At 69.6% G+C, this 24,915-nt stretch carries 25 protein-coding genes and 3 pseudogenes; 11 read left to right on the top strand and 17 right to left on the bottom strand.

Translation table 11 applies throughout. The features are described from left to right. Positions 1-590 precede the first annotated feature (590 nt). Complete coding sequence (locus KILIM_RS22725) at positions 591-1,034, top strand: pyridoxamine 5'-phosphate oxidase family protein (RefSeq protein ID WP_006594139.1); 444 nt, start codon at positions 591-593, stop codon at positions 1,032-1,034. Positions 1,035-1,086: 52 nt separating this feature from the next. Here KILIM_RS22725 and KILIM_RS17870 read toward each other — a convergent pair whose 3' ends face one another. Then, the gene (locus KILIM_RS17870) at positions 1,087-2,466 is read right to left on the bottom strand and encodes an NAD(P)/FAD-dependent oxidoreductase (protein WP_006594138.1); all 1,380 of its coding nucleotides are present in this window, start codon (positions 2,464-2,466) and stop codon (positions 1,087-1,089) included. A 243-nt stretch (positions 2,467-2,709) separates the two neighbouring features. Then, the gene (locus tag KILIM_RS17865) at positions 2,710-3,204 is read right to left on the bottom strand and encodes a GNAT family N-acetyltransferase (RefSeq protein ID WP_006594137.1); all 495 of its coding nucleotides are present in this window, start codon (positions 3,202-3,204) and stop codon (positions 2,710-2,712) included. Here KILIM_RS17865 and KILIM_RS17860 point away from each other — a divergent pair. Both KILIM_RS17860 and KILIM_RS17855 read left to right on the top strand, forming a co-directional pair. Beyond that, positions 3,203-3,559, top strand: coding sequence for a hypothetical protein (locus tag KILIM_RS17860; RefSeq protein WP_006594136.1), 357 nt, complete (start codon positions 3,203-3,205; stop codon positions 3,557-3,559). The genes KILIM_RS17865 and KILIM_RS17860 overlap by 2 nt on opposite strands. After that, positions 3,556-4,050, top strand: coding sequence for a PPOX class F420-dependent oxidoreductase (locus KILIM_RS17855; protein ID WP_006594135.1), 495 nt, complete (start codon positions 3,556-3,558; stop codon positions 4,048-4,050). The genes KILIM_RS17860 and KILIM_RS17855 overlap by 4 nt, the downstream gene beginning before the upstream one ends. 345 nt (positions 4,051-4,395) lie before the next feature. Here KILIM_RS17855 and KILIM_RS17850 read toward each other — a convergent pair whose 3' ends face one another. After that, positions 4,396-5,028: a TetR/AcrR family transcriptional regulator gene (locus KILIM_RS17850; protein WP_006594134.1), complete on the bottom strand. Its 633-nt coding sequence runs from the start codon at positions 5,026-5,028 to the stop codon at positions 4,396-4,398. 145 nt (positions 5,029-5,173) lie between these two features. On the opposite strand from KILIM_RS17850, the gene KILIM_RS17845 reads away from it, so the two are divergent. Continuing rightward, complete coding sequence (locus KILIM_RS17845; RefSeq protein ID WP_006594133.1) at positions 5,174-6,931, top strand: oleate hydratase; 1,758 nt, start codon at positions 5,174-5,176, stop codon at positions 6,929-6,931. A gap of 122 nt (positions 6,932-7,053) precedes the next feature. On the opposite strand, the gene KILIM_RS17840 is transcribed toward KILIM_RS17845, so the two are convergent. Further along, entirely contained in the window at positions 7,054-7,701 is a 648-nt protein-coding gene (locus tag KILIM_RS17840) for a TetR/AcrR family transcriptional regulator (protein ID WP_083876246.1), read from the bottom strand. A 48-nt stretch (positions 7,702-7,749) separates the two neighbouring features. Here KILIM_RS17840 and KILIM_RS17835 point away from each other — a divergent pair, with 48 nt between their 5' ends. Further along, on the top strand, positions 7,750-8,202 hold the full coding sequence (locus KILIM_RS17835; protein ID WP_006594131.1) for a VOC family protein: 453 nt from the start codon (positions 7,750-7,752) through the stop codon (positions 8,200-8,202). 146 nt (positions 8,203-8,348) lie between these two features. Here KILIM_RS17835 and KILIM_RS17830 read toward each other — a convergent pair whose 3' ends face one another. The 4 genes from KILIM_RS17830 to KILIM_RS17815 all read right to left on the bottom strand — a co-directional run bounded on the left by KILIM_RS17830 (position 8,349) and on the right by KILIM_RS17815 (position 11,650). Further along, a complete protein-coding gene (locus KILIM_RS17830; protein ID WP_006594130.1) occupies positions 8,349-8,600 on the bottom strand; it encodes a helix-turn-helix domain-containing protein in 252 nt (83 codons plus the stop codon). A 139-nt stretch (positions 8,601-8,739) separates the two neighbouring features. Further along, positions 8,740-9,252 (bottom strand): hypothetical protein, encoded by a 513-nt coding sequence (locus KILIM_RS17825; protein ID WP_157551808.1) that lies wholly within the window; start codon positions 9,250-9,252, stop codon positions 8,740-8,742. Between the two features lie 276 nt (positions 9,253-9,528). Next, on the bottom strand, positions 9,529-10,110 hold the full coding sequence (locus KILIM_RS17820; RefSeq protein WP_006594128.1) for a calponin homology domain-containing protein: 582 nt from the start codon (positions 10,108-10,110) through the stop codon (positions 9,529-9,531). Positions 10,111-10,210: 100 nt separating this feature from the next. Beyond that, entirely contained in the window at positions 10,211-11,650 is a 1,440-nt protein-coding gene (locus KILIM_RS17815) for a serine/threonine-protein kinase (protein WP_006594127.1), read from the bottom strand. Between the two features lie 132 nt (positions 11,651-11,782). On the opposite strand from KILIM_RS17815, the gene KILIM_RS17810 reads away from it, so the two are divergent. Both KILIM_RS17810 and KILIM_RS17805 read left to right on the top strand, forming a co-directional pair. Beyond that, on the top strand, positions 11,783-12,646 hold the full coding sequence (locus KILIM_RS17810; RefSeq protein WP_157551807.1) for an FHA domain-containing protein: 864 nt from the start codon (positions 11,783-11,785) through the stop codon (positions 12,644-12,646). Between the two features lie 37 nt (positions 12,647-12,683). Further along, the gene (locus KILIM_RS17805) at positions 12,684-13,415 is read left to right on the top strand and encodes a FadR/GntR family transcriptional regulator (RefSeq protein ID WP_006594125.1); all 732 of its coding nucleotides are present in this window, start codon (positions 12,684-12,686) and stop codon (positions 13,413-13,415) included. A 101-nt stretch (positions 13,416-13,516) separates the two neighbouring features. Here the strand turns inward: KILIM_RS17805 and KILIM_RS17800 are convergent, their stop codons facing one another. From KILIM_RS17800 to KILIM_RS17775, 8 genes and pseudogenes are all read right to left on the bottom strand, one after another. Beyond that, a complete protein-coding gene (locus KILIM_RS17800) occupies positions 13,517-14,524 on the bottom strand; it encodes an ABC transporter substrate-binding protein (RefSeq protein WP_006594124.1) in 1,008 nt (335 codons plus the stop codon). Positions 14,525-14,652: 128 nt separating this feature from the next. Next, positions 14,653-15,480 (bottom strand): annotated as a pseudogene (locus KILIM_RS17795) (ABC transporter permease); the annotation flags it as partial. Positions 15,481-15,680: 200 nt separating this feature from the next. Continuing rightward, positions 15,681-16,769, bottom strand: coding sequence for a sugar ABC transporter ATP-binding protein (locus tag KILIM_RS25175; protein WP_373280992.1), 1,089 nt, complete (start codon positions 16,767-16,769; stop codon positions 15,681-15,683). A gap of 42 nt (positions 16,770-16,811) precedes the next feature. Further along, positions 16,812-17,039: pseudogene (locus KILIM_RS25170) on the bottom strand (D-xylose ABC transporter ATP-binding protein); the annotation flags it as partial. Positions 17,040-17,148: 109 nt separating this feature from the next. Continuing rightward, positions 17,149-17,328, bottom strand: a pseudogene (locus tag KILIM_RS25305) (hypothetical protein); the annotation flags it as partial. Further along, complete coding sequence (locus tag KILIM_RS17785) at positions 17,325-18,203, bottom strand: amidohydrolase family protein (RefSeq protein WP_006594121.1); 879 nt, start codon at positions 18,201-18,203, stop codon at positions 17,325-17,327. The pseudogene KILIM_RS25305 and the gene KILIM_RS17785, both read right to left, overlap by 4 nt. Continuing rightward, entirely contained in the window at positions 18,200-19,207 is a 1,008-nt protein-coding gene (locus tag KILIM_RS17780) for an aldo/keto reductase (protein ID WP_006594120.1), read from the bottom strand. The genes KILIM_RS17785 and KILIM_RS17780 overlap by 4 nt, the downstream gene beginning before the upstream one ends. Continuing rightward, positions 19,204-20,511, bottom strand: a complete 1,308-nt coding sequence (locus tag KILIM_RS17775) for an enolase C-terminal domain-like protein (protein ID WP_006594119.1) — start codon at positions 20,509-20,511, stop codon at positions 19,204-19,206. Before KILIM_RS17775 ends, KILIM_RS17780 begins: the two co-directional genes overlap by 4 nt. Before the next feature lie 157 nt (positions 20,512-20,668). Here KILIM_RS17775 and KILIM_RS17770 point away from each other — a divergent pair, with 157 nt between their 5' ends. From KILIM_RS17770 to KILIM_RS17755, 4 genes are all read left to right on the top strand, one after another. Next, the gene (locus tag KILIM_RS17770) at positions 20,669-21,505 is read left to right on the top strand and encodes a fumarylacetoacetate hydrolase family protein (protein WP_006594118.1); all 837 of its coding nucleotides are present in this window, start codon (positions 20,669-20,671) and stop codon (positions 21,503-21,505) included. A 61-nt stretch (positions 21,506-21,566) separates the two neighbouring features. Then, positions 21,567-22,322 (top strand): SDR family NAD(P)-dependent oxidoreductase, encoded by a 756-nt coding sequence (locus tag KILIM_RS17765; protein WP_006594117.1) that lies wholly within the window; start codon positions 21,567-21,569, stop codon positions 22,320-22,322. Beyond that, entirely contained in the window at positions 22,319-22,756 is a 438-nt protein-coding gene (locus KILIM_RS17760) for an RbsD/FucU domain-containing protein (protein ID WP_006594116.1), read from the top strand. The genes KILIM_RS17765 and KILIM_RS17760 overlap by 4 nt, the downstream gene beginning before the upstream one ends. A gap of 201 nt (positions 22,757-22,957) precedes the next feature. Beyond that, a complete protein-coding gene (locus KILIM_RS17755) occupies positions 22,958-24,187 on the top strand; it encodes a hypothetical protein (RefSeq protein WP_006594115.1) in 1,230 nt (409 codons plus the stop codon). Positions 24,188-24,194: 7 nt separating this feature from the next. Here KILIM_RS17755 and KILIM_RS17750 read toward each other — a convergent pair whose 3' ends face one another. Continuing rightward, entirely contained in the window at positions 24,195-24,839 is a 645-nt protein-coding gene (locus KILIM_RS17750) for a class I SAM-dependent methyltransferase (RefSeq protein WP_006594114.1), read from the bottom strand. Between the last annotated feature and the right edge of the window lie 76 nt (positions 24,840-24,915).

Below are 24,915 nucleotides of genomic sequence, written 5' to 3'. Positions count from 1 at the left end.
CAGAATGCCCCGCCCTGGGGCCGAAATATCTGCGCACGCTCGACGTGCTGATCGGCGGCACCGCCCTCGGGGGCAACGCGGCCCTGCTGACGGCGAACCGCAAGCACTTCGAACGGATCGTGGGCTCCAGGTCATCGGCTACTGAGGTCTCGCCCGCGGTCGAGGCGATGAATATTCGGTGGAGGTCTTTCCCGGGGCCCTTCAACGGTGGGTTGCATGTTGTTCAACGGCACTGCTTCGCTGCGCCTGCGCAGCCGCTGACGGCGGCGAGCAGCACACCTCTTCGGCCGCTCGTGAGCCTCGGTCGGGCAGCCCACGCCAGCCACTACGGCAACGACACCAGCCGCGCGACCATTTGGGTTTGTGGCGAACTAAGTACATGCCCCGCAGGCTCGACTTTTCGGCTGCGCAAAACTGCAGGTCGGCAGCTCGACCGGCCGCTCAGGTTGGGGGCATGTACTTAGTTCGCCACCGCAACATTTTGTGGCGGTCCATGTCGTCGGTGTCGCGGCAACGCACGCCCCGGGGCGAACCCGAATCGGCCCTCTCGGCACTCAGTCATCGGCTGTGCCCCGCCCTATCGTGAGGCCATGAGTGCTCCCACGTTCGACCTCGGCTCCTCCGAGGCTCCCGCCGAAGTGGTGGCCAGCCGCCTCGAGACCGACATCATCGGCTGGCTCGCGACGGTGCGCCGCGACGGCCGACTGCACGCGGTCCCCGTGTGGTTCCTCTGGTGGGATGGGCGGGTTCTGGTCATGAGCGAGCCGAACACCGTCAAGGTTGCGAACGTCCGTCGCGACCCTGCGGCACTGTTCCACCTGCACGCCGACGCCACCGGCAACGGCATCGTAGTTCTCAACGGCACCGCTGCGATCAGCGACCGCAGTTTCACCGAGTGGCTCCCCCAGCTGCGGGCGGCCTACTCCACGAAGTACGCCGACGCCATGGTCAACTTCGGCATGGGCCTCGACGCCATCGCCGAGCAGTACTCCACGGTTATCGAGTTGACCCCGCAGAGCCTGACCGCCTGGTGATCCCGCCAAGGTCCCCAACCCGTTGACATCGGACGCGAGCAGCCGCCGCTCGTCATGCCTTGCCCCGCTCCGTTGTTGGCGCGGCTGCAGACCGCAATCTCGCCGCACGCGACCGCGCGACCCGCCAGACGACAGCTGGGGTGAACAGGCTGGAGACGGGTCTGGTGAGGTGCGCGAAGCGCAGGAACGTCGCGGATAGCCCGGGGTCGTCGGCGGCTGCTGTCAGCAGCGACTCGATGTACCGCCCGATCGCGGCGGGGACCCGCCCTGGCGGGGTGCCCGTGATCTCGCGGTGGCGCCGGGTGACGTTGTCCCACGCCTCCTTCAGGTCGGTGGCGGCGCGGGGCTGAAACACCTGGGCGAGCGGGCGAGGGCCAGTGTCTCGTGAGTGCTCCTGCAGGCACGTTCGCAATGTGCGGCCTTGGCGGGCGGCCACGGTCATGCCCTGCCCGAAGCCCGGGTCGTAGGAGGCCAGGGCGTCGCCGAGCACGACGAGACCGTGCGGCATCCGGTCGATTGCCTCGTAGTACCGGCGCACGTTCGCCGTCGTCCGGAAGTAGCATCCGGCGTCGAGGGGCTCCAAGGCGTCCAGCAGGTCCGCGATCTCCGGGCGGGGGAGGGCTCTGGCGTAGGCGCGGAAGCCGGCGAGATCCCGCGGCGGGTGGGTGCGGCCGTAGTCCGAGAGGCCGACGGCCCACTCCCGCTCGCGCACGTGCAGGGCAGTCCCCGCCCGATGGTCACCCGCGGCTCCCGCCTGAACGATGGCGATGAGGCGCTGATGGCGCGGGTCGGCGGTGTCGCGGAGTCGGAATCGGCGTGCGGTGGTGCGAAGGTCGATGCGCTGCACTTCCTCACGCGGTGGCGCGTACCCGTGGGCGGCCAGGTCGAGATGGGTGCGCGTTCCCCGGCCGGAGGCGTCGATGAGCAGGTCGGCGGGCAGCTCCTCCTCGTCGTTCGCATAGGGACTGGACACGCGCACCCCGACGACCCTCTGATCGCCGGGATCGAAGAGCAACTCGCGGGCGATGACCCCAGCTCGCAGCCGCACCGAGCCGGAGCCGATGACTCGGCTGCGCAGCACCCGCTCGTGCATGTCACGGCTGCCGGAAACGATCGGCAGGTCGAACGAGCCGTTGGCCACTCGCACCGAACCTGCGGACAGCGCCGCCGCCTCGCCGAAATCGGCACAGCGGGCGCCGAGGGCGACGAGGTCGGCGGTGAAGCCGGGCACGAGGTCCTCGATGGCGGCCAGGCCACCGGCCAGCATGAGGTGGGTCTGGCCGTACTGGGGGACGCCGCCGCGGTCGAGTACTCGCGCGTCGCTGTCGACGTCGCCGCCGACGGAAGTGTCCCGCTCGATGACGAGCACGTCCTCGTAGCAGTCGGAAGCGGCTGCCGCGGCGAGCAGGCCCGTGATGCCGGCGCCGAGCACGACCGCGCGACGGCCGGCGGCACGGGCTCCCGCGTTCGTTGCGCCCTGCGGCCGAGACGACGGCTGGCTCAGGGTGGGCTCGTGGATGCTGGTGACCCCCTCCGGTCGTTGTCCGCGGACGTCGTCCGTCGTGCACAGGGTCGGTCATTCCCGCGGACGGCGCCCGTCGGCACGCGCCCCGATGTACGCATCTGAGGGCGCGGCCGGGCCGCCGGGCTTGCCCCAGTTGCAGGAGGCCCGGACTCACCCTTCCCGGATGTCCGCGTTGTCCCCTCCGGTGAGATCGAAGCGGTGCGCGACGGCACCGGGCAGGGAGCGGTAGGGCTCGAAGCCGAGCGAGGCGTAGTAGGCGAGGGCGGGGGCGCTGTGCTCACCGATGGTGGCGTCGATGTGCTCGAGCCCGGCCGTCCGCACGGCGCGCAGGGTCTCGGCGAACAGGCGCCGCCCCAGTCCGGCGCGGTGAGCGCCAGGGTGGATGTGGGTGCCGATGACACCCCAGCCGACCGCGACGTCGTAGGGGTTGCCCGGCCACGCGCGCGAGAGGGATTGGAAGCCGCGGACGCTCCCGTCGTCGTCGACCGCGACAGTGCAGGCCAGCACATGGGCAGACTCGAGGTACCGCTGCTTGACGAAGGCGATGTCGACGGGACTCTCCCGCAGCCCTGCCCGGTGGATGGCGTTCTGCACCTCGGTCATCATGTCGGCGTCCGACGCTTCGGCCTCCCTGAAGTAGGTCATGGAACCGGATCCTGACATGCTCTGGCCGCTGCCGGTCGCCGATACCTCGGGACCGGATCATTCGCACACCATCAGCCAGAGCAAGGATGGGTCTATGAACACAGGGTTGGTGTGGGCAGCAGCCGCCGTCAGCCTCGCGACCTTCTTCGGCCACGTCTTTGCGGGTGGTCCTCGGGTGGCCAAGCCGCTCCTGGCGTCCGGCGAGTTGCCGGAACAGGCGAAGTGGATGGGCTACTTCTGCTGGCACGTGACCAGCATTCTGGTGCTGGCAATGAGCGTCGGTTTCGCCCTCACAGCGCTGCACCCGGACCTTTCGGGCGAGGCTGGGTCACCCTCACTACCTTGGGGCACGTGAAGAAGATCCCTCGCAGCGACCGGCGGGCGCAGTCCATCGCCACGAACACGTCCGTGGACCTGCTCGGCCTCATCGAATTCGCCCGCGGTCGGCACCAGTTCGTGCTGGCGACCACGCGGCGCGACGGCCGTCCGCAACTCAGTCTCGTCACGGGTGTGCTCACCGACGACGGACAGATCCTCATCTCGACGTATCCGCAGCGTGCCAAGGCGGCCAACATTCGCCGGAACCCGGCGGTGTCTGTGCTGATCATGGGCGAGTTCGACGGTGCGTGGGTGCAGGTCGACGGCGACGGCACGGTAGACGACATGCCGGGGGCGGCGGACGGCTTCGTCGAGTACTTCCAGGCTATCAGTGGTGAGCATTCCGACTGGGACGAGTACCGCCAGGCCATGGCGGACCAAGGCAAGTCCCTCATTCGCGTCCACCCCACCCGGTGGGGGCCGATCGCGACCGGCGGCTTCCCGCCGGAGCTGTTCGAGGACGCCTGAGTTACCCACACTCCCCTGTGTGACGGGCCACCTGGTCGACGGACCGGGCACCTGCACGGTGCACCTATCGGGCGTCAATAGATTCTTGACGCATTCGCTGCCACATGCCATTCGCCCGTACGAGTCGCCCGAGCGCGCCTGATGAGCGACTTCGTAGCGGATTCTCGACGTACTGGCGATGCGCTGTTTTCTACGCAGGTTGCATCGCTGCAGGTCAGCGCCTCGGGCAGTTTTCGACGTCTCGCCCGAGTGCGTCGAGAATTCGCTACGTCCGCCGAGGCCACTGGGCTCGTCTGGTGCTGCCTCCGTTCACGTGCGGCGACACCTGGGCTGATGGACGCATCACTACGCGCCGTCCCCGGGCTCCGCGGCCCGCTCCTGCGTCGCCCCGGCGAGCACGAGTGCGATGAGCTCCTCGAGTCGCTCGCCCACGGTGTCGATGTCGGCGCGGCCCTCGCGGGTCCGGTTGGCATCGACCAGCGTGCCCGACACGAGGAGCCGGGCGGCCGTCTCGGCGCGTGCGCCGCCTCCCGCCCGGTCGAGGATGCCCGCGATCCCCGCCTCGAGTGCCTCGACGAGGGCGACCACCTCGGCGCGGTGGGGCCCGGGGGTGCCGAAGAGCAGTTCCCGCGCGATCCACAGCGCTGTCGCCGGGTGCTCCAGTGACGAGACGAGGAGCGGCTCGAGCGCCTGTCGGATCGCCTGAGCCGGCGGTGTCGTGGGCGGGATCGCGCGGACCGTCTCGGGGAAGTCGTGCCACCGCTGCGCGGTCACCATCATGAGCAGCTCAGGTTTGGTGGCCGCGTACTGGAAGACGGTGCCCGTCGCGACGTCGGCGTCGGCCGCCACCTGGGCCATCGTCATCGCGTCGTAGCCCACGCTCTCGAGCGCCCGTTGCGCCGCCGCGAGGATGCGCGCGCCCTTCTCGGCCTTGGCGCGGGCGCGCCGTCCCTGCGGTGGATCTGGGGTGGTTGACATGCCCAGATTGTATCTTCGCTCAAAAATGAGTACACTCAATATTGAGCGCACTCGGAACGGCAAAGTGGGGATGAGGAGCCCACGTGCGACCCGACTGCCACGTCACTTCCCAAGCACATCACCTGCACAGATTCGAGGAGATCTCATGTACTACAGCTCCGGAAACTACGAGGCCTTCGCTCGGCCGCGTCCTGTCGCGGACGCCGACCACAAGCGCGCCTACTTCGTCGGCGCCGGCCTGGCATCACTGTCCAGTGCGGTCTTCATGATCCGAGACGCCGGCGTTCCCGGCTCGAACATCACCATCCTCGAGAAGCTCCACCTTCCCGGTGGGGCGCTCGACGGGATCAAGGAGCCGGAACGCGGCTTCGTCATTCGCGGCGGCCGCGAGATGGAGGACCATTTCGAGTGCCTGTGGGACGCCTTCCGCAGCATCCCTAGCCTGGAGATCGAGGGCGCCAGTGTGCTCGACGAGTTCTACTGGCTCAACAAGGACGACCCCAACTACTCGCTGCAGCGCGTCACCGAGAAGCAGGGCCAGGACGCCCACACCGACGGTCTCTTCGGCCTCAGCGACGCCGCCCAGAAGCAGCTGACCAAGGTCTTCCTCGCCTCTCGGGCGAGCATGGAGGGCAAGCGGATCGACGAGGTCCTCGGTCGCGAGTTCCTCGACTCCAACTTCTGGCTCTACTGGCGGACGATGTTCGCGTTCGAGGAATGGCACTCGGCGTTGGAGTTCAAGCTCTACCTGCACCGTTTCGTGCACCACATCGGCGGGCTGCCGGACTTCTCCGCGCTGAAGTTCACGAAGTACAACCAGTACGAATCACTCGTGCTGCCCATGACTCGCTGGCTGCTCGACCAGGGTGTGACGATCCAGTTCGACACCGACGTCACCGATGTCGACTTCGACTTCGCCGGCGACCGCAAGCGCGCAACGCGCATCCACTGGGTTCGCGAGGGGGTCACGGGCAGCACCGAGCTGCGCCGAGACGACTACCTCCTCATGACGATCGGCTCCCTCGTCGACAACTCCGACAACGGCGACCAACACACCGCGGCTAGGCTCGACCGCGGACCCGCCTCCGCGTGGGACCTGTGGAAACGCATTGCGCGCAAGGATCCTGCGTTCGGCCACCCCGAGGTCTTCTGCTCCTCGATCGAGGAGACGAAATGGGAGTCGGCCACCGTGACCACCCTCGACGCGCGCATCCCCGAGTACATCCGCCGGATCGCCAAGCGCGATGCGTTCGGCGGGCGGGTTGTCACCGGCGGCATCGTCACCGCGCGCGACTCCTCCTGGCTGCTCAGCTGGACCGTCAATCGGCAGCCGCATTTCAAGGCTCAGCCGGCGGATCAGGTCGTGGTCTGGGTCTACTCCCTGTTCGTCGACCGCCCCGGCGACTTCGTGAAGAAGACCATGGCTGAGTGCACCGGTGAGGAGATCACCGCCGAGTGGCTCTATCACCTTGGTGTGCCGGTCGAGCAGATCCCCGAGCTCGCGGCCACCGGCGCCCGCTGCGTGCCCGTGATGATGCCCTACGTGACGTCGTTCTTCATGCCGCGCCGGGCCGGTGACCGCCCTGATGTCGTGCCCGCAGGTGCCGAGAACTTCGCGTTCATCGGGCAGTTCGCCGAGACCAGTCGCGACTGCATCTTCACGACGGAGTATTCCGTGCGCACGGGCATGGAGGCGGCCTACACCCTCCTTGGCGTAGAGCGTGGGGTGCCTGAGGTTTTCAACAGCACCTACGACGTGCGCACCCTCCTGGAGGCGACCGCCCGCCTCCGCGACAACGAGCCCCTGCACGTCCCCGGTCCCGACTTCGTCAAGACACGACTGGCCCGGCGCTTCGGAACCGGTGAGATCGCGCACCTAGTAAAGGACGCCGGCCTCGTCTGAGCACCGGGTGCCCCCGAGTCGACACCTTCTCTAGACGGCGAGGGTGAGAGCCTGGGTCGCCGCAGGATACGCCTCCACACCTGAACTTCGTTCGGTTCCAGGAGGCGACATCGCTCATCGTCTCAGGGGAGCAGCTGCTGGGCCGCGGCCCCTTGTAGCCACTCCCGATACTCCTCGACACGCCAGCCGAGGTCGCGTCGGAGGACGCGGCGGGTGTGTGGTGAAGCCAGCAGGTGCAGCACGTCGGCCGCGCGCGCGGCGTCCAGCCCGGGGCGTAGGGCATCCCGCTCCGCCAGGGTCGTGGTGAACCTGAGCATGACCGCCTGGGTCTCCCGTCGGCCGGCTCGCGAGAACTCACTCATGCGTTCGTCGGCGCCGGCGGCCTCGACGCCCACCCAGATCAGGTCTCCGGCGCGTTCGAGCAGCTCGATGCCGTAGTCGACGACCGCCGTCAGCGCGGCGGCCGGGTCGGGCTCCGCGAGAGGGTCTGTCATGCCGGGCCGATCGCGGACCGCGACGGGATCCTCGTCGCCGCTGATGGCCACGTCGAGGCAGTGGTGATACAGGTCGAACTTCGACGCGAAGGCCGCGTAGAGTGTGCGCTCGCCAACGCCTGCCTCCTTGGCGACCTGCCGCAGGGTGGTGATCGCGTACCCCTGCTCGATGAACAGTTGTGTGGCAGCCGCGCGGATCGCCGCGCGCGTCGCCGCCGCGTCCGCCTCCCGACGGTCGGATCTGTAGGCCCGTTTGCCCATTGACATCCTCTTCATATTGGGTGCAGTCTTACTGCATCGAATATTAGTCGAGGGGAAGCCGCCATGACGGGCATCACCGGAATCAAGCTCATCAAGCTCCCGGTTCGTGATCTACGGGCTTCGGCGCGCTGGTACCACCGGGTCTTCGGTGCCACCCCGGTGCTGGAGTTCGCCGACATCGAAGACGGGGTCGTGCGCGGTCTTGCGATGGACCTGCCGGGTCTGCCCGACGGGCTCGCCCTGCGCGAGTCGCCCGGTCACGCAGCTGGGGTGTCGGGATTCAACCTCGCGGTGTGGTCGGTCACCGGCGAAGCCGACATCGACGCCTGGATGCAGCGCCTCGACCAGTTGGGCGTCGATCACTCGCCGAAGATCCTCGCGACGACGGGCTGGCTGCTGCTCTTCAGCGACCCGGACGGGATAGAGCACCACGTGTACACCAGCGAGCCGCACGGCATCGACCGCTCCGACGAGCCGCGTGCTGGGCGCCCTGCGCGTGTCGCGGAGTGGGTCTGAGCGGGAACGCACCGGTGCCGTCGGCGGGCGTAGCGGATTCTCGACGTACTGGCGATGCGCCCTTTTCTACGCAAGTTGCATCGCCGCAGGTCAGCGCCTCGGACGGTTTCCGACGTCCTGTCCGAGTACGTCGAGAATCCGCTACGTCACGGCGCATAGTCGCCGCGCGGGCAGTCCACTTCGCGGCACCAGGCCCGCACGGCGAGCACGCGCGGGTTGTGGGAGCGGCTTCGCGGGATGTCGAGCTTCGTGAGAATGCTGGCGATGTGACTCTCCACGGTCTTCTGCGCCACGAAGAGGTCGTCGCTGATGCCGGCGTTGGATCTGCCCGCGGCGATGAGGGCGAGAATCTCGCGCTCGCGTCGAGACAGTCGGTCGAAGGCGTCCGCGGTGACCATGATCTACCCCCCGAGCCTCGGGGCCGACCGTGGTCGGTCGGGGTTCCCCCGAAGTCCCTCAGAGATATCCCGACGAGGTCGTTCTCGTCACCGGCAGCCCTGCCCACCCATGGACGGTCGGGCTGGGGCTCATGACACCTCAGGGCTCCGGCGAGTCGTAAACGGTCACGTCGAAGTGATAGGCGGCAACCTCGACGCCATTGGGCCGGAGGTCGACCCTGGTCAGATGGAGCTCGGCGAACCGCCCGTCCCTCGTTCGAACACACAGGAATCGTCCGGTGTCCCGATCGCTCAGGGCGATGCGCGCCGTCCCGTAGCCCTGCTGCTGCGCGCAGTCCGGCCACTCCCGGTCGGCGAGCACGATCTTGGCCTTCGAGCCGAACGGTAGAGCGAGGTAGCCATGCAGCAGCTCGATGTCTCCCCGAGCACGTCCCTGTTGCCACTGCGGATCGTCTTTGCTGTCGAGTGAGTAGGTCTCGCCGGGAACCATGACCAGCCGGCCCGACCTGCGGACGCCCGATCGGGCCTCTGGATCGACCGGTGCTGCCTGGTCGGGCGTTGTAGCCGTTGCCGATTGAGTTGGTGCCGGCGGCGGGGGTGCGCTTTCGGCCGGCTGGCCGGCCGGGCGGTTCGTCATGACGAAGAAGGTCACAGCCGCCACGACGCCAAGTCGGGCGACCGCCATGAGCGCCCTGCCGGTCGTGGAGCGACGCTGTGGGGGCGCCGGAAGTGCGTTGCTCATGTTGTGCCCCTCTGTCCAGCTCAGCCAGTGGGCGAGGAGCCGACACCGGGGTGACCCCCGTCGATGCAGCCCCCGAACGTTCCAGTCGCCCACTGCCTGAGAGCCATCACAGCGACGGAGTGGTCACTCTTTCGCACGGCTGGCGAGGGGCACATGAGAGGGAACCCGGGAAAGGCAGAACGAAGGTCACGGCCCTTCGCACAGGTCGTCCGGCACCCCCGAGATGCGCTCGTATGTCACCTTCGCCACCTCGAGGCCGGATCTGGCGAAGGCACCTAGGTCGTCGGCGGCCAGGTCGTCGGTGAAGACGATGTCGGCATCGATGAGGGCGAGCACGACCTCGTAACGTTGCCCGACCGAGGAGTTCTGACTGCCGAAGTACTGAATCCCGGTCCACCTGCCGCTCGAACCGGGCTCCGGCTGTTCGAGCAGTTTCTCGCCGTACCAGGCCGGGTCGCCGTTATCGAGATTGCGCATCGCGGTCATCACGGTCTTGCCCGTCGGCCGGACCACCGTGCCCGTCATCCTCGCGCACCTCTGCACCTGCGACTCATCGACTGGCGACTCGATACTGCCGGTGATGCCCTGCGGTGGCGGCGAGGCGACCGGCATCTCTTGCCAACTGGTGGCGACGGGCACCGGTGGGAGCTGCTCGAGGGCCGAGGGACGCAGAGAGTTCTGGCGCACGAGGACTATCGCCGCGGCGAGCACCACGAGAAGAACCGCCAGCAGCCACCACATGCCTTTGCCGCTCGTAGATGCACTCACCGTCGTCCTCCTGGAATGGGCCCGGGATCCTGCAGATTCGAGTGGCCGAAACGTCGGCCTGTGCCTGTTGCGTCAAGGTGGCGGGCAGCATTACCGGCTATCAGGGGTCGCATTCGGCCCCCGGTCCGAGCCCGCGAGTGTAGGGGCGCTCGATAATCGTGTCTGCGGAGTCCATGAGAGCCGCCAGCTGCCCCCCGGTGACGCCCTCGGGGATCTCCTCGGCGTCAATCGACGCCAGGCGCACCAAATAGTGCTGCCGCAACGTCGAATCCGGTCCGAAGTACAGCTGCCCTTGCCAGGCGCCGGGTCGCCCGGCAGGGGGTAACGGCTCTACAAGAGTCACGCTCCAGGACGGTGCGAGGGCGTTCTCGTTGCGGCTGCCGAGGAGCAACGCCTGGCCCTGCTCGAGCACGACCGTTCCCTGAAAGCAGTCCAGGGTCTGCACCTCGACGCGATCCGGCACGCCCAGCGCGAGCGAGGGGGTCGGGCCGAAGGTCGGCCGCAGCGGCCACGTCATGGCCACTCCGACTCCCCCCGCGGCCAGCAACGCGGCGACCATCGGGATCGAGAGGCGTCGGCGCAACTGCCCCGGCGTCAGTTCTTGCCGGCGCAGCCAGGCACGCGATCGATCCCGTCGGGTCCGCACGCCCGCGCGGGCGTCGACCAGCGCCCTCCGCATCGCGGCGGCGTCGGCGAAGCGCTCCCGCGGGTCGGGATCGGTCGCGCGGGCGATCACCGCGTCGAATTCGGGCAGCGCGCCGGGGCGCGCCGTACGGACCGCGCGCACGACCGCCTCGATGGTCCGCCCGGCGGCGTAGATGTCGGATCGTTCGGTCGGTGGCGCCGGTTCGGGCCCAGTCTCGGGCACGGTCGCCGTTGCCTGGGCCGGCCCACCGCCCGTCAGCTCCGGCGCTACGAAACCGGGGGTGCCGGCGTCTAGCACCGAGAAGTCCGCCGGGTCGCGGGCCGCAAGCCCGAAATCACTGACTACGGCGCGGCCAGCGCGCAGCAACACGTTGGCCGGCTTGATGTCGCGGTGCAGGATGCCCAGGTCGTGCAGGGTGCTCAGTCCCGTGAGCAGATCAAGGCAAATCTGTGCGGCCTCCTCGGCCGGCGGCGGCTGCTCGGCCAGGCGATCGCGCAGAGAACCGTCGTAGAGGTCCACCGCTACCCAGGCCACACGGTGCACCGGCCCCTGGGCCTGGCCCGCCCACAGCAGGGCGGCGACGCATGTGGTGTCGTCGTGGCGGTCGGAGGTGACGCGCTGCATCACGTCGACCTCACGCAGGAACCGCCGGTGCTCGTCCGGTGAGAGTCGGTCCCAGACCTTCAGCGCGACCTCGTGACTCGTCATCCGATGCACCGCCCGGAAGACCTGCGCCGAGCAGCCTTCGCCCAACCACGCAGTGGGCTCGAAGTCTCCCGCAAGCCCGAGCCGGTCGAAGACCTCGAGCAACTCGCTAGTTGCGCCCTCGCTCCCGACTGCGACCAGGCCGAATTCGCGGGACGGCTCGGACGATGGGCGCGGGGTCTGTGACATGCGAAAAGTCCGTCGTGAGTGGCTGTAACGGAGGTCGGTGGGACCACGCTACCGGCCCGAAGCTGACACCATGTGAGAGTGGGACAAACCCCCCAATCCCGGGTTTGCCCCGGGTCGCGAGAGGGGGCGGCGATGAGGCCATTGCTCACGGTGTTCTACACCGGGGAGCCCGATGAGATCGTCGAGTTCCGGCAGGACGGTCACGAGGTGGAGTTCGGGCGCGACGACGCGCTGTGCGACCTTGTCGTGTGGGAGGAGTTGGCGGAGCAGTCCCTGTCGCGGGTCGCGGGCCGGATCTGGCGGCAGTGGGGGCAACTGTGGTTGGCCAACCTCTCCTCCAGCCACGATCTGTTCGTTCAGCCGCAGGGCCGACCGCCCGAAGACCCCCTGCCCGCGCAGTCGCCCGGCGGCCCCCTCAGCGCTCGCACGTTGCCGGGGCCGCGCTGCTTCGTCACCGGCCCCACCGGCCGGTGGGCCCTCGTGGTCGAGCAGCAGCTCGACCCCGCACTGCCAGGACCTCCCGGCGCGGACGTGGTGACGCTACGAGCGCCGGCCGTCCCGGGTGAGCTGCGCGACGTCGCCGCGGCGCTGTGCGAACCGCTGTTCCTCGGGGGGCGACTGCCCGCGACCTATGCGCAGGTCGGCGCGCGACTCGACGTGAGCCTGAAGACCGCCCGGGGGCGAGTGGACCGGCTCGTCGGGATGTACGAGGACCACAACCCCATCCTGCGCCGCCACCGGGAAGCTCGCGAGGCCCGGCGGGACGCCCACCTCGCCGGGCCGGACCTCGTGCGCAGCCCTGGCGGCATCCGACGCCCTGCCTCGAGGCCCGCGCCGGGCCCCGCCCCGCCGGTCAAGTCCCGCACGTCGACGCCGCCAGGGCTCGACCTGCCGGAGGCGGGCCAATCGTCGCTGCCCCGCTCGTACGACGTCGCTCACCTGTTGGTGCGTCGCGGCTTGGTGACCAGCGCCGACGTCGAACGCCTGGCCCGCTGAGACGGCCCCTGCGACGCCGGAAAGATAGGATGTCTTGATGGCCCTGACCGACGTCGCGATCGAGCGCATCAAGCAGATGATCATCGATGGGCAATTGAGCCCCGGCGACCGACTGCCCCCGGAGCGCGAGCTCGGCGAGCGCCTCGGGCTGTCGCGAAACTCCCTGCGTGAGGCCGTCAAGGCGCTGGAGGTGATGCGCGTCCTGGACGTTCGCCGCGGCGACGGCACCTACGTGACGAGCCTGGAGCCGGACCTGCTGCTCGACGTCATGAGCTTCGTGGTCGACCTCCAGCACGATTCGACGGTGCTCGAGTTGCTCGAGGTGCGCGCGATCCTCGAGCCCCAGGCGGCCGCGATGGCGGCCCAGCACGTCACCGACGCCGACATCGATGAGCTGCGATCCCTCGTCGCCGCCGCCCGGCACGCCAGCACCATCGAGGAGCTCGTGGCGAACGACATGGAGTTTCATGGTCGGATCAATGCGATCGCGGGCAACCAGTACCTCGCCTCGGTGCTGCGCACCCTGTCGACCGGCACCCAGCGGGCACGCATCTGGCGCGGCCTCACGCAGACCGGCGCCGGCGAGCGCACGATCGCCGAGCACGGCGCGATCGTCGACGCTCTGGCGCAGCGCAACGGCGAGCTCGCTCGCGCCCACGAGATCATCCACGTCAACGGCGTCATCGCGTGGCTGCGATCGACCCTGGACTCCACGACGAGCCCGGTCCGTGCGCGCCGGCGTCGGCCCGCGCCGGCGCCGCGACCCTGAACACACGGAAACGGCCGGCCACCCGATGCTGCAGGCATCGAGCGGCCGGCCGCCGGTCCCGCGAGGCCCTCAGGGGTCGAGCCTCGCGGCGCAAAGGCGCCTCACTGGTAGAGGACCGCCTGGATCTTCGGGTCGTTGATGTTGGCCTTGTCGTACCAGTAGAACCCGGTGTCGATCGTCTTCTCCAGCGTCTCACCCTTGATGGCCTTCATCGCCGACGACACGACGCACTCGCCGATACCCACAGGGTTCTGGGTGATCGCCCCGGCCATGAGTCCGGAGTTGATGGCGTCCATCTGTGCCTGGCCGGAGTCGAAGCCGATGACGGTCAGCCCGGTCTTGTTCAGCTCCTGCAGACCCTTGACGATGCCGATCGCGCCGCCCTCGTTCGTGCCGTAGACACCCGCGAGGTCGGAGTTGGAGGCGACCATCGCCTTGAGCAGGTCGGCCGACTTCGCCTGGTCACCGTCGCCTACGACCGGCGTGAGTAGCGTGATGTCCGGCGCGTTCGCCGCCATCCACTCGACGAAGCCGTCTTGGCGGTCCTTGCCGGTCTGCGACGTCTGGTCGTGCACGATGACGCCGACCTTGCCCTTGCCACCGAGCTTCTCGGACATCTTCTTGGCGGCCTCGGCGGCGGCCGCCTTGGAGTCCGTGGCGCACGTGGTCTTGGGGATGTCGCTGTCGACGCCGGAGTCGAAGGCGATGACCGGGATGCCCGCGGAGTCCGCCTGCTGCAGCTGCTGCAAGGCGGCCTTGGTGTCCAGCGCCGCCAGGCCGATCGCCTTGGGAGACTTGGCCATCGCGTTGGTCAGCATGGTGATCTGCCCTTCCACCTCCCGCTCTGTGGCCGGGCCCTCGAAGGTGATCGTCGCGCCGTCCTTGGCCGCCTGATCCTCGGCGCCCTTCTTCACGGCCTGCCAGAACTGGTGCTGGAAGCCCTTGGAGACGATCGCGATGTACGGCTTCTCGCCGCCGGCGCCGGCGGCGCCGGCCCCGGCATCGGCGGTGCCGCCCGTGCCGGGTGAGGCCGAGTTGCCGCCGCAGGCGGCGAGTCCGAGGGCGACCGTCGTGACAGCCAGACCCGTCGTCAGTGAACGGATGCGCATGAACTTCTCCTTCATCTTTACAGGCCGGCCCTTGCGGGGAAGGCGCCGATGGGGTGAACCGAACGCCACGACGGCGGGCGGGGTAGAGCGAGCGTCGGCAGCGGTGTGGGTGCCGGGACTTGCGGTCCTCACGTCGTGCCCTTCTTGCGCGCCATGTCGGCGTAGACGGCCAGGAGGATGACGGTGCCGAGGATGACGAGCTGCCACGGCTGCGGGAAGGAGAGCAGCTGCAGGCCGTTCTGGATGACGGCGATGATGAGCGCGCCGATCACCGTGCCGAGGATCGACCCCTTGCCGCCGACGAGCGAGGTGCCGCCGATGACGACCGCGGCGATGGCGTAGAGCTCGTACCCCTGGCCTGTCGCCGGTTGCGCCGACCCCAGCCGGGCCGAGATGAGGATGCCCGCCAGCGCGGTGAACAGCCCGGCGAAGGTGTAGATCGCCAGGGTCCAGCGCGGCACCGCGATGCCCGATAGCGCCGTCGCCTCCTGGTTGGAGCCGATGGCGAAGGTGTAACGGCCAAGCAGGGTGCGGCTCAGGACGACCGCGGCGACGACCGCGGCGAGCAGATAGATGAGCACCGCGTTCGGGATGCCCGGCACGATCGAGCCCGTCGACAGCTTGACGTAGCCCGACTGGATGTCGAAGTAGATCGGCGACACATTGCTGATGACCAACGCCAGCCCCTGCGCCACCAGCATCATCGCCAACGTCGCGATGAACGGGGGAAGCCGCAGGTAGGCCACAAGGGTGCCGTTGACCGCGCCGATGAGGGCGCCGACCCCGAGGGTGAGTACCACCCCGATCGGCCATGGGATGCCCCAGTTTGTGATGAACGTGCCGGCCATCACCGCGCACAGCGCCATCCCGGTGCCGATGGACAGGTCGATGCCCGCGGCGATGATGACGAACGTGACCCCGAGGGCGAGCGTGCCGATGACGACAGCCGAGAAGAGGATCGTCGTCATGTTCGAGAACGTCGCGAAGACCGGGTTGGCCAGCGTGAAGATGACGCAGATGACGATGAGCCCGGCGAACGCGAAGAGCTGCTGGAGCCGCATCCGCAGCTGGGCCCCGCGCCGCGTCACCTCCTGCGGCGGAGGCGGGGCGGCGGCCGCCTCGGTCGCGGCGTCGGTGGCGGGGTGTACCTCGGACATCACTGGCCTGCCTCTGCTGAGCCGTCTGCGCTCGGGTCGGGGGAGGTGTCGGGTGGAAGATCGTGCGGCGCCTCGACGAACTCCTCGCCGATCCGCTGGGTGGCCAGGCGCATGATGCGCTCCTGGGTCGCTTCGTCGTGGCTCAGCTCGCCGGTGATCCGCCCCTCGCTCATGACGAGCACGCGGTGGCTCATCCGCAGCACCTCGGGCAGCTCGGAGGAGATCATGACGATCGACTTGCCCTGCGCGGCCAGGTCGTTGAGGAGCCGGTAGATCTCGTCCTTCGCGCCGACGTCGATGCCGCGGGTCGGTTCGTCGAAGATGAGGATGTCGCAGTCCTTCGCCAGCCATTTCGCGATGACGACCTTCTGCTGGTTGCCGCCGGAGAGGTTGCGCACCAGCTGCGCCGTCGACGGCGTCTTGGTGCGCAGCGCCCCGACGAGCCGCTTCGCCTCCGCGTCGGCCGCGCCGTCGCGCACGAATCCGCCGCGGGAGAACCGCTCGCCGAGGGCGGCGAGGGTGGTGTTGAAGGCGACGCTCTGCTCCAGGAGCAGCCCGTAGCGTTTGCGGTCCTCCGACAGGTAGCCGATGCGGTGCTTGGCGGCGACGGCCGGCGACCCGATCTTGACCGGGCGGCCGTCGATGCGGATCGTCCCGGCGGTGATGGGGTCGGAGCCGACGACGGCTCGCGCCAGCTCGGTGCGCCCGGCCCCCATGAGGCCGGCGACGCCCAGGATCTCGCCCTTGTGCAACTCGAATGACACATCGCGCAGCAGCGCCTTGGTCGACAGGCCCTCGACGGCCAGGTGCACGTCGCGGTCGGCGCGGATGTTCTCCGGGCGGGCGCTCGTCGTCACCGCGCGCCCCACCATCATCGAGATGACCGTGTCCATCGTCGTCGCCTCGGTGTCGACCGTGCCGACGTACTGCCCGTCGCGGATCACCGTGATCCGCTGCGAGATCGCCTTGAGCTCGTCCATCCGATGCGAGATGTAGATGACGCCGGTGCGGCTCGTGACGAAGCGGCGGATCAGCTCGTGCAGGGTCTCGACCTCGGCCTGGTTCAGCGCGGCCGTCGGTTCGTCCATGATGAGGACCCGCGAGTCGTGGGTCAGCGCCTTGGCGATCTCGACCATCTGCTGCTTGGCGACGGTCAGGCCGCCGACGAGCGCCTTTGGGTCCAGCAGCAGACCGAGCCGGTCCAGGTGGTCGCCGACCTCGCGGTTGAGCCGGCGCTCGTCGAGCAGACCGAAACGGCGGGGCTCGCGACCGATGAGGATGTTCTGCGCGACGCTGAGGTCGGGCATGAGGTTGAACTCCTGATGGATGATGCTGATCCCGGCCTCCTCCGCGTGCTTGGGGCTGCTGGGGGAGAACGGCTCGCCGTCGAGGCGGAACGTGGCCCGCGTCGGGGGTGTAGATGCCGCTGAGCAGCTTCATCAGCGTCGACTTGCCCGCGCCGTTCTCGCCGACGAGTGCGAGTACCTCGCCGTGGCGCAGGTCGAGCCGCACGTCGGAGAGGGCCTGGACGCCCGGGAATCCCTTGCTCACCCCCTCCAGCGTCAGGAGGTCGTGGCCGGCTTGAGTCCGGTGGCCGGGCGTCCTCTCTTCGGCTGTGGTCGCGGGGCCGATGGTCGGGTCCGTCATCGTGTCCCGCCTTCTGCTCGTCGGTAGACGCGCCGTGCCGTGCCGCCGCGGATCGCCGCCAGTTCGGCCGGGCTCAGCGGCCCGGCCGCACCGAGTGCCGAGTCCAGGACTGCGTCGAGGGTCGCGTCGAGGACCGCCTGGGTGCCTTGGTAGCCCTCGGTAGCGACCGTGATCGGCCAGTCGCTGCCGAGCATGAGCCGATCGGCGCCGAAACACTCCAGCGCGTGCTCGATCGTGGGGCGCAGCGCCGACGCGGTCAAGGGCGCTGTGGCGCAGGCCAACCCGCTGATCTTGGCGACGGTGCCGGGCACGGCGGCAAAGTCGGCGAGCTGGTCACGCCACCGGTCCCACTGCGACGTGCCGCGCGGCGGCTTGCCCAGATGGTCGAGCACGACGGTCAACCCGTCCACTGCCCGGGCCAGCTCGGTCGCCCCAGGCAGATCCCGCGGAAAGGCGTCGGGGATGTCGAGGGTCAGGCCGCGTCGGGCGAGGTGGCCGGCTGTGCGGTGGACGGCGGGCAGGGCGTAGACGTCGGGGCGCGGATCGTCGTGCACGAGTTGGCGCACGCCGCAGAAGGCGGGGTGCTGCTGCAGACGGTCCAGCTCCGCCTCCGCTGCGGGGTCCTCGAGGTCGACCCAGCCGACGACCCCGACGACCCACGGGTGGTCGTCGGCGACCGCGAGCATTGCGTCGGTGTCGCGTCGATCGTCGGCGGCCTGCACGAGAACCGCCTCCGCGATGCCCGCCGCATCGAGTTCGGCGCGGGCTTGCTGCGCCGTGAAGCGGTCGTGGATCGGTCCCAGGTCGGGGGTCAGCCACGAGTAGACCCCGAGCTGCGGATCCCACAGGTGCAGGTGGGCGTCGATGCGAGTCATCGGCCGGCCTCCGACTCGGCGTCCGACTGCGCATCCGCGGGGAGGGCCGCGGCGGGATCGGGGGCGAGGCCGGTCGCGGTGAGCTCGGCCCACAGCGCCTCCGGGGGCGGGTTCGCGATGCGCTCGAGGGTGCCGCGCACCTGCTCGGGCGATCGAGCGCCGAAGGCGACCTGCGTGACGCTCGGGTGGCGCGCGACGTAGTGCAGGGCCGCGGTCGGCAGATCGGTGCCGTGTTTGCGGCAGACGTCGGCGATGCGCCGGGCCGCCTCGACAATCTGCGGCGGGGCGGTCGCGTAGTCGTAGCGTCCCGCCGGCTCGGGTCGCGCCAGCAAGCCGGAGCCGTAGACGGCGGCCGGGACGACCCGCGCCCCGCGCGCCAGGCACAGCGGCAGGCAGCGACCCAGCGTGGAGTGATCGACGAGCGTGAAGCGGCCGGCGATCATCAGCTCGCTCGCCCGCGGGTCGGCGGCGGTGCGCTCCAGGGTCTGCGTCGATTTCGACCCGACCCCGACCTCCTGCACCAGGCCCTCGCGGCGCAACTCGGCGAGCGCCTCCAATCCGCTGTTCAGGCTGCCCGCCTCGTCGGGGTACTCGTCGGGGTCGTGGAGGTAGAGACCAGCGACCCGGTCGAGGCGCAGCCGCTGCAGCGACTCCGTCAGGGACGCGCGGATGCCCGCGGCGGTCGTGTCGTAGACGCGTCGCATGCTCGCCGGCACCGCGAAGGCCGCAGCGTCGTCCAGCTCGCCGGCGAAGTCCGGATTGGGTCGCAGCAGCCGCCCCACCTTCGTGGTCACCCGCACCCCATCGCTCCCGACGTCGGCGAGGAAGTCACCGAGGCGGCGTTCGGCCAGCCCGAGGCCGTAATGCGGGGCGGTGTCGAAGGAGCGCACCCCGCCAGCCCACACCGCGTCGAGGATTGCCCGGGCCTGCTCGTCGGCCATCGGCGTGTACAGGTTGCCCAGGGTCGCGACGCCGAAGGTGGCCCGCGCCGGCGTGAGGATCATGCCTCGATCCGTGCCACGGTGTACGCCACGACGGATTCGGGCAGCATCTGGGTGCCTGCGCCGGGCGCGATCGGCGCAACATAGTGGCCGTCGCGCACGACCGTCGGAGTGACGAAGTGCTCGTGCAGGTGGTCGACGTACTCGATGGCACGGCGATCCGTGGTGCCCGACAGGGCCACGTAGTCGAACATCGACAGGTGCTGCACGGCCTCGCACAGGCCGACGCCACCGGCGTGCGGACACACCCGCACGCCGAACTTGGCGGCCAGCAGGAGCATCGCGAGGTTCTCGTTGACCCCGGCGACCCGGGTCGCGTCGATCTGCAGCACCTGCAGCGCGTCGGCCTGCAGAAACTGCTTGGCCATGACGCGGTTCATCATGTGCTCGCCGGTTGCGACCGGCAGCGGGTCGAGGGCTCTGGCGATCGCCGCGTGACCGAGGACGTCGTCGGGGCTCGTCGGTTCCTCGATCCACGCGATGGCGGGGTCGACGGCGGCGAGCTCGCGCATCCAGGCGATGGCCGCGGGCACGTCCCAGCGTTGGTTGGCGTCGACGGCGATCGCGATGTCGGGGCCGACGGCCTCCCGGGCCAGCCGCAGGCGGCGCTTGTCGTCCGCCAGATCGCCGCCGACCTTGAGCTTGATCTGCGAGAAGCCGTCGGCGACGGCCTCCTTCGCGAGGCGCACGAGCTTGGCGTCGTCGTAGCCGAGCCAGCCGGGAGTGGTGGTGTAGGCGGGGTAGCCGGTCCGCAGCAGCGCGGCCTCCCGCTCCGCGCGGCCGGGCGCGGCGGCCTCCAGCAACTCGAGGGCCTCGTCGGGGGTGAGCGCGTCGGACAGGTAGCGGAAGTCGACGCAGTCCACGATCTCCCGCGGGCTCATCCGGGCTAGGAGTTGCCACAGCGGCAGACCGGCACGCTTCGCCTTGAGGTCCCACAGCGCGTTGAGGACGGCGCCGATCGCCATGTGGATGACGCCCTTCTCGGGGCCGAGCCAGCGTAGCTGCGAGTCGTGCACGAGCAGGCGCCAGGCGGCGCCCAGGTCGGCGAGCAGCGGCTCGACCTCGCGGCCGAGCAGGTGATCGCGCAGGGCGTCCAGCGCCGCGCACTGCACGTCGTTGCCGCGCCCGATCGTGAAGACGAAGCCGTGCCCGGCGAGGTCGCGCGCCTCGTCCCGAGGATCGTCGGTGCGGATCACGACGTAGGCGGCGGAGTAGTCGGGATCGGGGTTCATGGCGTCCGACCCGTCGAGCATCAGCGACGTCGGAAAGCGGACATCGGATGTCTCGACCGACACGAAACGGCTCATGCGACTCCCTCGGCGTTCTTGCGGCGACCTTGCGGCCGCCCGAGTGCTCGTCATCGAGCCTCTGATTCGACAGGAAACATCGGGTGACTGGGTTGTGTCAAGCGGTGGGACCGCCATAATGGCGACAAGAGATCCGATCTGTATCGAGGAGGAACGCGTGAAGCTAGCTCGGTTGGGGCCCTTGGGGGCCGAGGTGCCCGTCGTCGAGCGGGACGGGCGTTGGGTCGATGCACGACCCGTCACAGCGGACTTCGGTCCCACCTTCTTCGCCGACAACGGCCTGCAACGCCTCGCGGCGGCCTTGTCGGACCTGCCCGATGTCGACCGGCCCGCTGGCGAGCGGGTGGGCGCCCCGATCGCGCGACCCGGGGCCGTGGTCTGCATCGGCATGAACTACGCCGCCCACGCTGCCGAGTCGGGGGCCGCCCCGCCCGCGCAGCCGGTCGTGTTCCTCAAAGTCCCCAACACCGTCGGCGGACCGTTCGACGAGGTCGCCATCCCGCGCGGGTCGAACAAGACCGACTGGGAGGTCGAGCTGGGTGTCGTCGTCGGCCGCACCGCGAGCTACCTGTCCTCACCGCAGGAGGCGCTTGCGCACGTCGCGGGTTATGTCACGGTCAACGACCTGTCCGAGCGCGCCTTTCAACTCGAGGTCTCCGGGGGGCAGTGGAGCAAGGGCAAGTGCTGCGCCGGCTTCACCCCGGTCGGACCGTGGTTCGTCACCGCGGACTGCGTCGACGCCGCCGGGCTCACGCTGCGCTCGTGGGTCAACGGCGAGCCGCGCCAGGAGTCCAGCACCGCCGACATGATCTTCGACGTCGCCACGCTCGTGCACGACCTGAGCCAGTACCTCGTGCTCGAACCCGGCGACCTCATCCTCACCGGGACTCCCCAGGGGGTCGCCCTGTCCGGCCGGTTCCCGTACCTGCGGGCCGGCGATCACGTCGAGGTCGAGGTCGAAGGGCTCGGTCGCTCCCGGCAGCACTTCGTCTGACGCGGGTCCGCGCCGCGTCCGATCCGCACCACCTGAATCCGCACGACGCAAGGAGTAAGACATGCAGGACTTCGACTCACTCATCGCCCTGGTCACGGGCGGCGCCTCGGGGATCGGGGCCGCTGTAGCCGAGGAATTGCAGCGGCGCGGGGCGCGCGTCGCGGTGCTGGACCTCGACCCGACCCAGGTGGTGGCGTCAGACCGGCTGCGCGGCTGGACCTGCGACGTCGCGGACACGACATCGGTCAACGTCGCGGTCGCCGAGGCGGCGGAGCACTTCGGTGGTCTCGACATCGTCGTCAACAACGCCGGGATCGGCGCGGCCGGCGGCATCGACGACAACACCCCGCAGGAGTGGCAGCGGGTCTTCGACGTCAATGTCATCGGGATCCGGCGCGTCGTCGGGGCCGCGCTGCCGCATCTGCTGCGCTCGCCGGCGGCGGCGATCGTCAACGTCGGATCGATCGCGGCCACGCAGGGGCTACCGCAGCGGGCGCTGTACTCGGCGACCAAGGGCGCGGTGCACGCGTTGACCCGGGCGATGGCCTGCGACCTGCTCGACGAGGGGGTGCGGGTCAACGCGGTCTCGCCGGGGACGGCGGACACGCCGTGGGTCGGGCGGCTGCTGTCGGTGGCGCCCGACCCGGCCGCCGAGCGGGCGGCGCTCGAGGCGCGTCAGCCCCACGGGCGGCTCGTGAGCGCGGCCGAGGTGGCGGCCGCGGTGGCCTACCTCGCCTCGCCGCAAGCCGGCTCGACGAACGGGGTGTGTCTGGCCGTCGACGGGGGCAGCGACAACGTCATCCGGCGGCCTCGGTGATTCTTGGTCCGCTCATCCATCCACCGCTGCTGTCGGCCCTGGCCAGGGCTGGGCACGGCGCGAAGGTACTGCTCGCCGACGGCAACTACCCGCACTCGACGGGCGCGCCGGCGAGCGCCGAGAGGGTCTGGCTCAACGTCGCGCCCGGGCTGCTCACCGTGGCCGACGTGCTCGGGGTGCTGCGGCAGGCCATCGCCATCGAGCGGGCCGCTGTCATGGTGCCCGAGCCCGACGCCCTGCCCGAGCATCGCCCCGAGGTCATCCCCAGTCACGGCTGGTACCGGGAGGCCCTGCCCGGGGTCCGGGTCGACGAGCTGCCGCGCTACGAGTTCTACGCCGCGGCCGCCGCCGGCGACGTCGCGGTCCTCGTCGCCACGGGTGACCAGGCCCTCTACGCCAACCTGCTGCTGACGATCGGGACCCGCCCGGCCTGAGTGCCGCGCGACGTAGCGGATTCTTGACGTACTCGCGGCGGTCCCTCCCGTCCGCCTTCTCGCATCGCCGCAGGTCAGCGCGTTGGGCGAATTCGGCCGGCCTCGCCGGGTACGTCGAGAATCCGCTACGTCCGCCGACAACTGGCCGAGGGGGCCGGACGCGGGTGGCCCAGGCTGCCGCGGTGTTGGCAGGATCAAGGTGTGTCCGATCTTTCCGATGCCGTCCTTCCGCTGATCCGCAGCCGCGGCGACCTCCATCGCTGGAGTGCCGCCAATGCCCACGGCGCCCAGATGCACCAGGGCGTGGACCTGCTGGAAGCCGCCGAAACCGACGATCCCGCCGAGGTGTTCGCGGTGACCCAGCGCGCGATCAAGTCCGCGACCACGTTGATCATGCGAGCTGACGACTCCAGCGGGATCATCGGCAGTGCGGTCCAACGGCTGCTCGCCCTGCACGCTCGGACCGCAGCGCCTGCCGGAGCGCCGGTCTTCAAGCTCGTGCCGTGGCTCATGAAGTTCCAGTTCGAGCAGGAATGCGACTTCTTCCACGTCGACCCCGTGGCCTACGCTCCGGCGCTCGGTGACACCGGGATGGTGGCCTACCGCCGGGCACTCGCCGAACGGCGCGCGCTTCTGGGGCCCGAGCCGGCTGAGGAAGACTCGTGGCAATCGCCCGCGTCGCACGACTGGTTCACGATCCACTACAACGACCAGCGGCTGGCCGTCTTCGACCGGGACGTCGAGGCCATCATTCGAACCCACGCCCGTGACGAACGGGTGGCGGCTTGGGTGGAGGACGCGGCCCAAGCGTTGGAGGAGATCGAGGAGTACGACCTCGCCATCGAATGGACCGAACGGGCAGTTCGACATCCCAATGGCGGGCACCAATCGATCACCGCGGCCCGCTATCTGGGCGAACTGCTCAAGAAGCACCGGCCCGACGCGTTACTCGCCGCGCGCCTGGACATCTTCGATCGCTGGCCGAGCGCAACCCACGCCAACGAGGTGCGCGAAGCGGCCGGTTCGGGATGGGCCGACCTCAGCGAAATGGTGCTCTCTCGACTGCAGGCGAACCCGCGGCAGGCGGTGTCGTTCGCGCTGCTCTGCCTCAAGGAGCCGCAACTGGCCTGGACGCTCGCGTACGATCTCGGCCTCGACGACGCCAGCCTGTGGTCCGAGCTGCTCAAGGCGTACGAGAAGGTCGATCCGCTGGCCACCGTCCAGAAACACACCGAACTCGCCATCGGTGAACTGGCCGTCGCCGACGCCAGGAACTACCGCGCCGGCGCCCGTCGCCTCGCCCGCCTGCGCAAGCTCGTCGCCGGCACCTCCCGCGCCGTCGAGGTCGATGACCTCATCGCCACCCTGCGCGACGAGCATCGCCGCCGCCCCCGACTGCAACAGGAGTTCACCAAAGCCGGCCTACCCTGAGTCGGTCTCAGGTCAGGTCCGGCGCTGAGTCGGCAGCGCCTGCCTCGCGGCGCGCGATGAGGACGGCCTGGCCGTCCGGCTCGGCGCCGACAGGCGCCCGGTCGAAGGCGGCAACCACTGTGAAGCCGGCTCGCTGCAGGGCGGCTCGGACCTGCGCCGCAGTCCGGTGGTAGCGCAGCAGACGCACATCGTGCCCGACTGCCCGAAACGCCGGCCCGACGTCGCGGACACCCGCGCCGGTCTGGAAGGCGATGAGGAGGTGGCCCGCGGGGCGCAACACGCGCGCCAGTTCGCGCAGGATGACCGCCACGTCTTGATCGTCGCTGTGGATCGTGGAGTACCAGGAGAAGACTCCGTCGAAACTGCCGTCCTCGTGAGGCAGGTCGCGCAGACTGGCGACCTGCGTAGCGAACGTGCCGTGGTCGGCGCGGGCCCGACGGACCATCGCCTCGGACAGGTCGACCCCCTCGACCACACACCCCGAGGCAGCCAGCCGAGGCAGCATCCGACCCGCCCCGACCAGCCCTAGGAAGTGCGTGATCATCGCGATGTCCACGGGCTGCTCGGGATCGGTCGTGCGGTAGTGGTCGGCGTAGCTGTCGGCGACCACGTCGTACGTGCGCCGCACCGCGTTCTCCTCGGCCTCCGTCACGGGTCAAGCATCCCGTGCGTCTGCCGCCAACGGCGTCTACGGCGGGCAGAGCCAGCCGAGGTGGCGCTCACTCGGC

This window comes from Kineosphaera limosa NBRC 100340 (genome assembly GCF_000298215.1).
GTDB classification, from domain to species: Bacteria; Actinomycetota; Actinomycetes; order Actinomycetales; family Dermatophilaceae; genus Kineosphaera; species Kineosphaera limosa.
Note: the sequence above shows the minus strand (reverse complement) of the source record. Positions and strands in the feature narration are given on the sequence as shown.

Bases quoted from the DNA above. Each gene is read 5' to 3' on its own strand.
- KILIM_RS22725 (WP_006594139.1), top strand. From the start codon at position 591: ATGAGTGCTCCCACGTTCGACCTCGGCTCCTCCGAGGCTCCCGCCGAA.
- KILIM_RS17835 (WP_006594131.1), top strand. From the start codon at position 7,750: ATGACGGGCATCACCGGAATCAAGCTCATCAAGCTCCCGGTTCGTGAT.
- KILIM_RS17840 (WP_083876246.1), bottom strand. From the start codon at position 7,701: ATGAAGAGGATGTCAATGGGCAAACGGGCCTACAGATCCGACCGTCGG.
- KILIM_RS17815 (WP_006594127.1), bottom strand. From the start codon at position 11,650: ATGTCACAGACCCCGCGCCCATCGTCCGAGCCGTCCCGCGAATTCGGC.
- KILIM_RS17765 (WP_006594117.1), top strand. From the start codon at position 21,567: ATGCAGGACTTCGACTCACTCATCGCCCTGGTCACGGGCGGCGCCTCG.
- KILIM_RS17865 (WP_006594137.1), bottom strand. From the start codon at position 3,204: ATGACCTACTTCAGGGAGGCCGAAGCGTCGGACGCCGACATGATGACC.
- KILIM_RS17805 (WP_006594125.1), top strand. From the start codon at position 12,684: ATGGCCCTGACCGACGTCGCGATCGAGCGCATCAAGCAGATGATCATC.
- KILIM_RS17850 (WP_006594134.1), bottom strand. From the start codon at position 5,028: ATGTCAACCACCCCAGATCCACCGCAGGGACGGCGCGCCCGCGCCAAG.
- KILIM_RS17775 (WP_006594119.1), bottom strand. From the start codon at position 20,511: ATGAGCCGTTTCGTGTCGGTCGAGACATCCGATGTCCGCTTTCCGACG.
- KILIM_RS17810 (WP_157551807.1), top strand. From the start codon at position 11,783: ATGAGGCCATTGCTCACGGTGTTCTACACCGGGGAGCCCGATGAGATC.
- KILIM_RS17780 (WP_006594120.1), bottom strand. From the start codon at position 19,207: ATGATCCTCACGCCGGCGCGGGCCACCTTCGGCGTCGCGACCCTGGGC.
- KILIM_RS17785 (WP_006594121.1), bottom strand. From the start codon at position 18,203: ATGACTCGCATCGACGCCCACCTGCACCTGTGGGATCCGCAGCTCGGG.
- KILIM_RS17845 (WP_006594133.1), top strand. From the start codon at position 5,174: ATGTACTACAGCTCCGGAAACTACGAGGCCTTCGCTCGGCCGCGTCCT.
- KILIM_RS17860 (WP_006594136.1), top strand. From the start codon at position 3,203: ATGGAACCGGATCCTGACATGCTCTGGCCGCTGCCGGTCGCCGATACC.
- KILIM_RS17800 (WP_006594124.1), bottom strand. From the start codon at position 14,524: ATGCGCATCCGTTCACTGACGACGGGTCTGGCTGTCACGACGGTCGCC.
- KILIM_RS25175 (WP_373280992.1), bottom strand. From the start codon at position 16,769: ATGGACGAACCGACGGCCGCGCTGAACCAGGCCGAGGTCGAGACCCTG.
- KILIM_RS17830 (WP_006594130.1), bottom strand. From the start codon at position 8,600: ATGGTCACCGCGGACGCCTTCGACCGACTGTCTCGACGCGAGCGCGAG.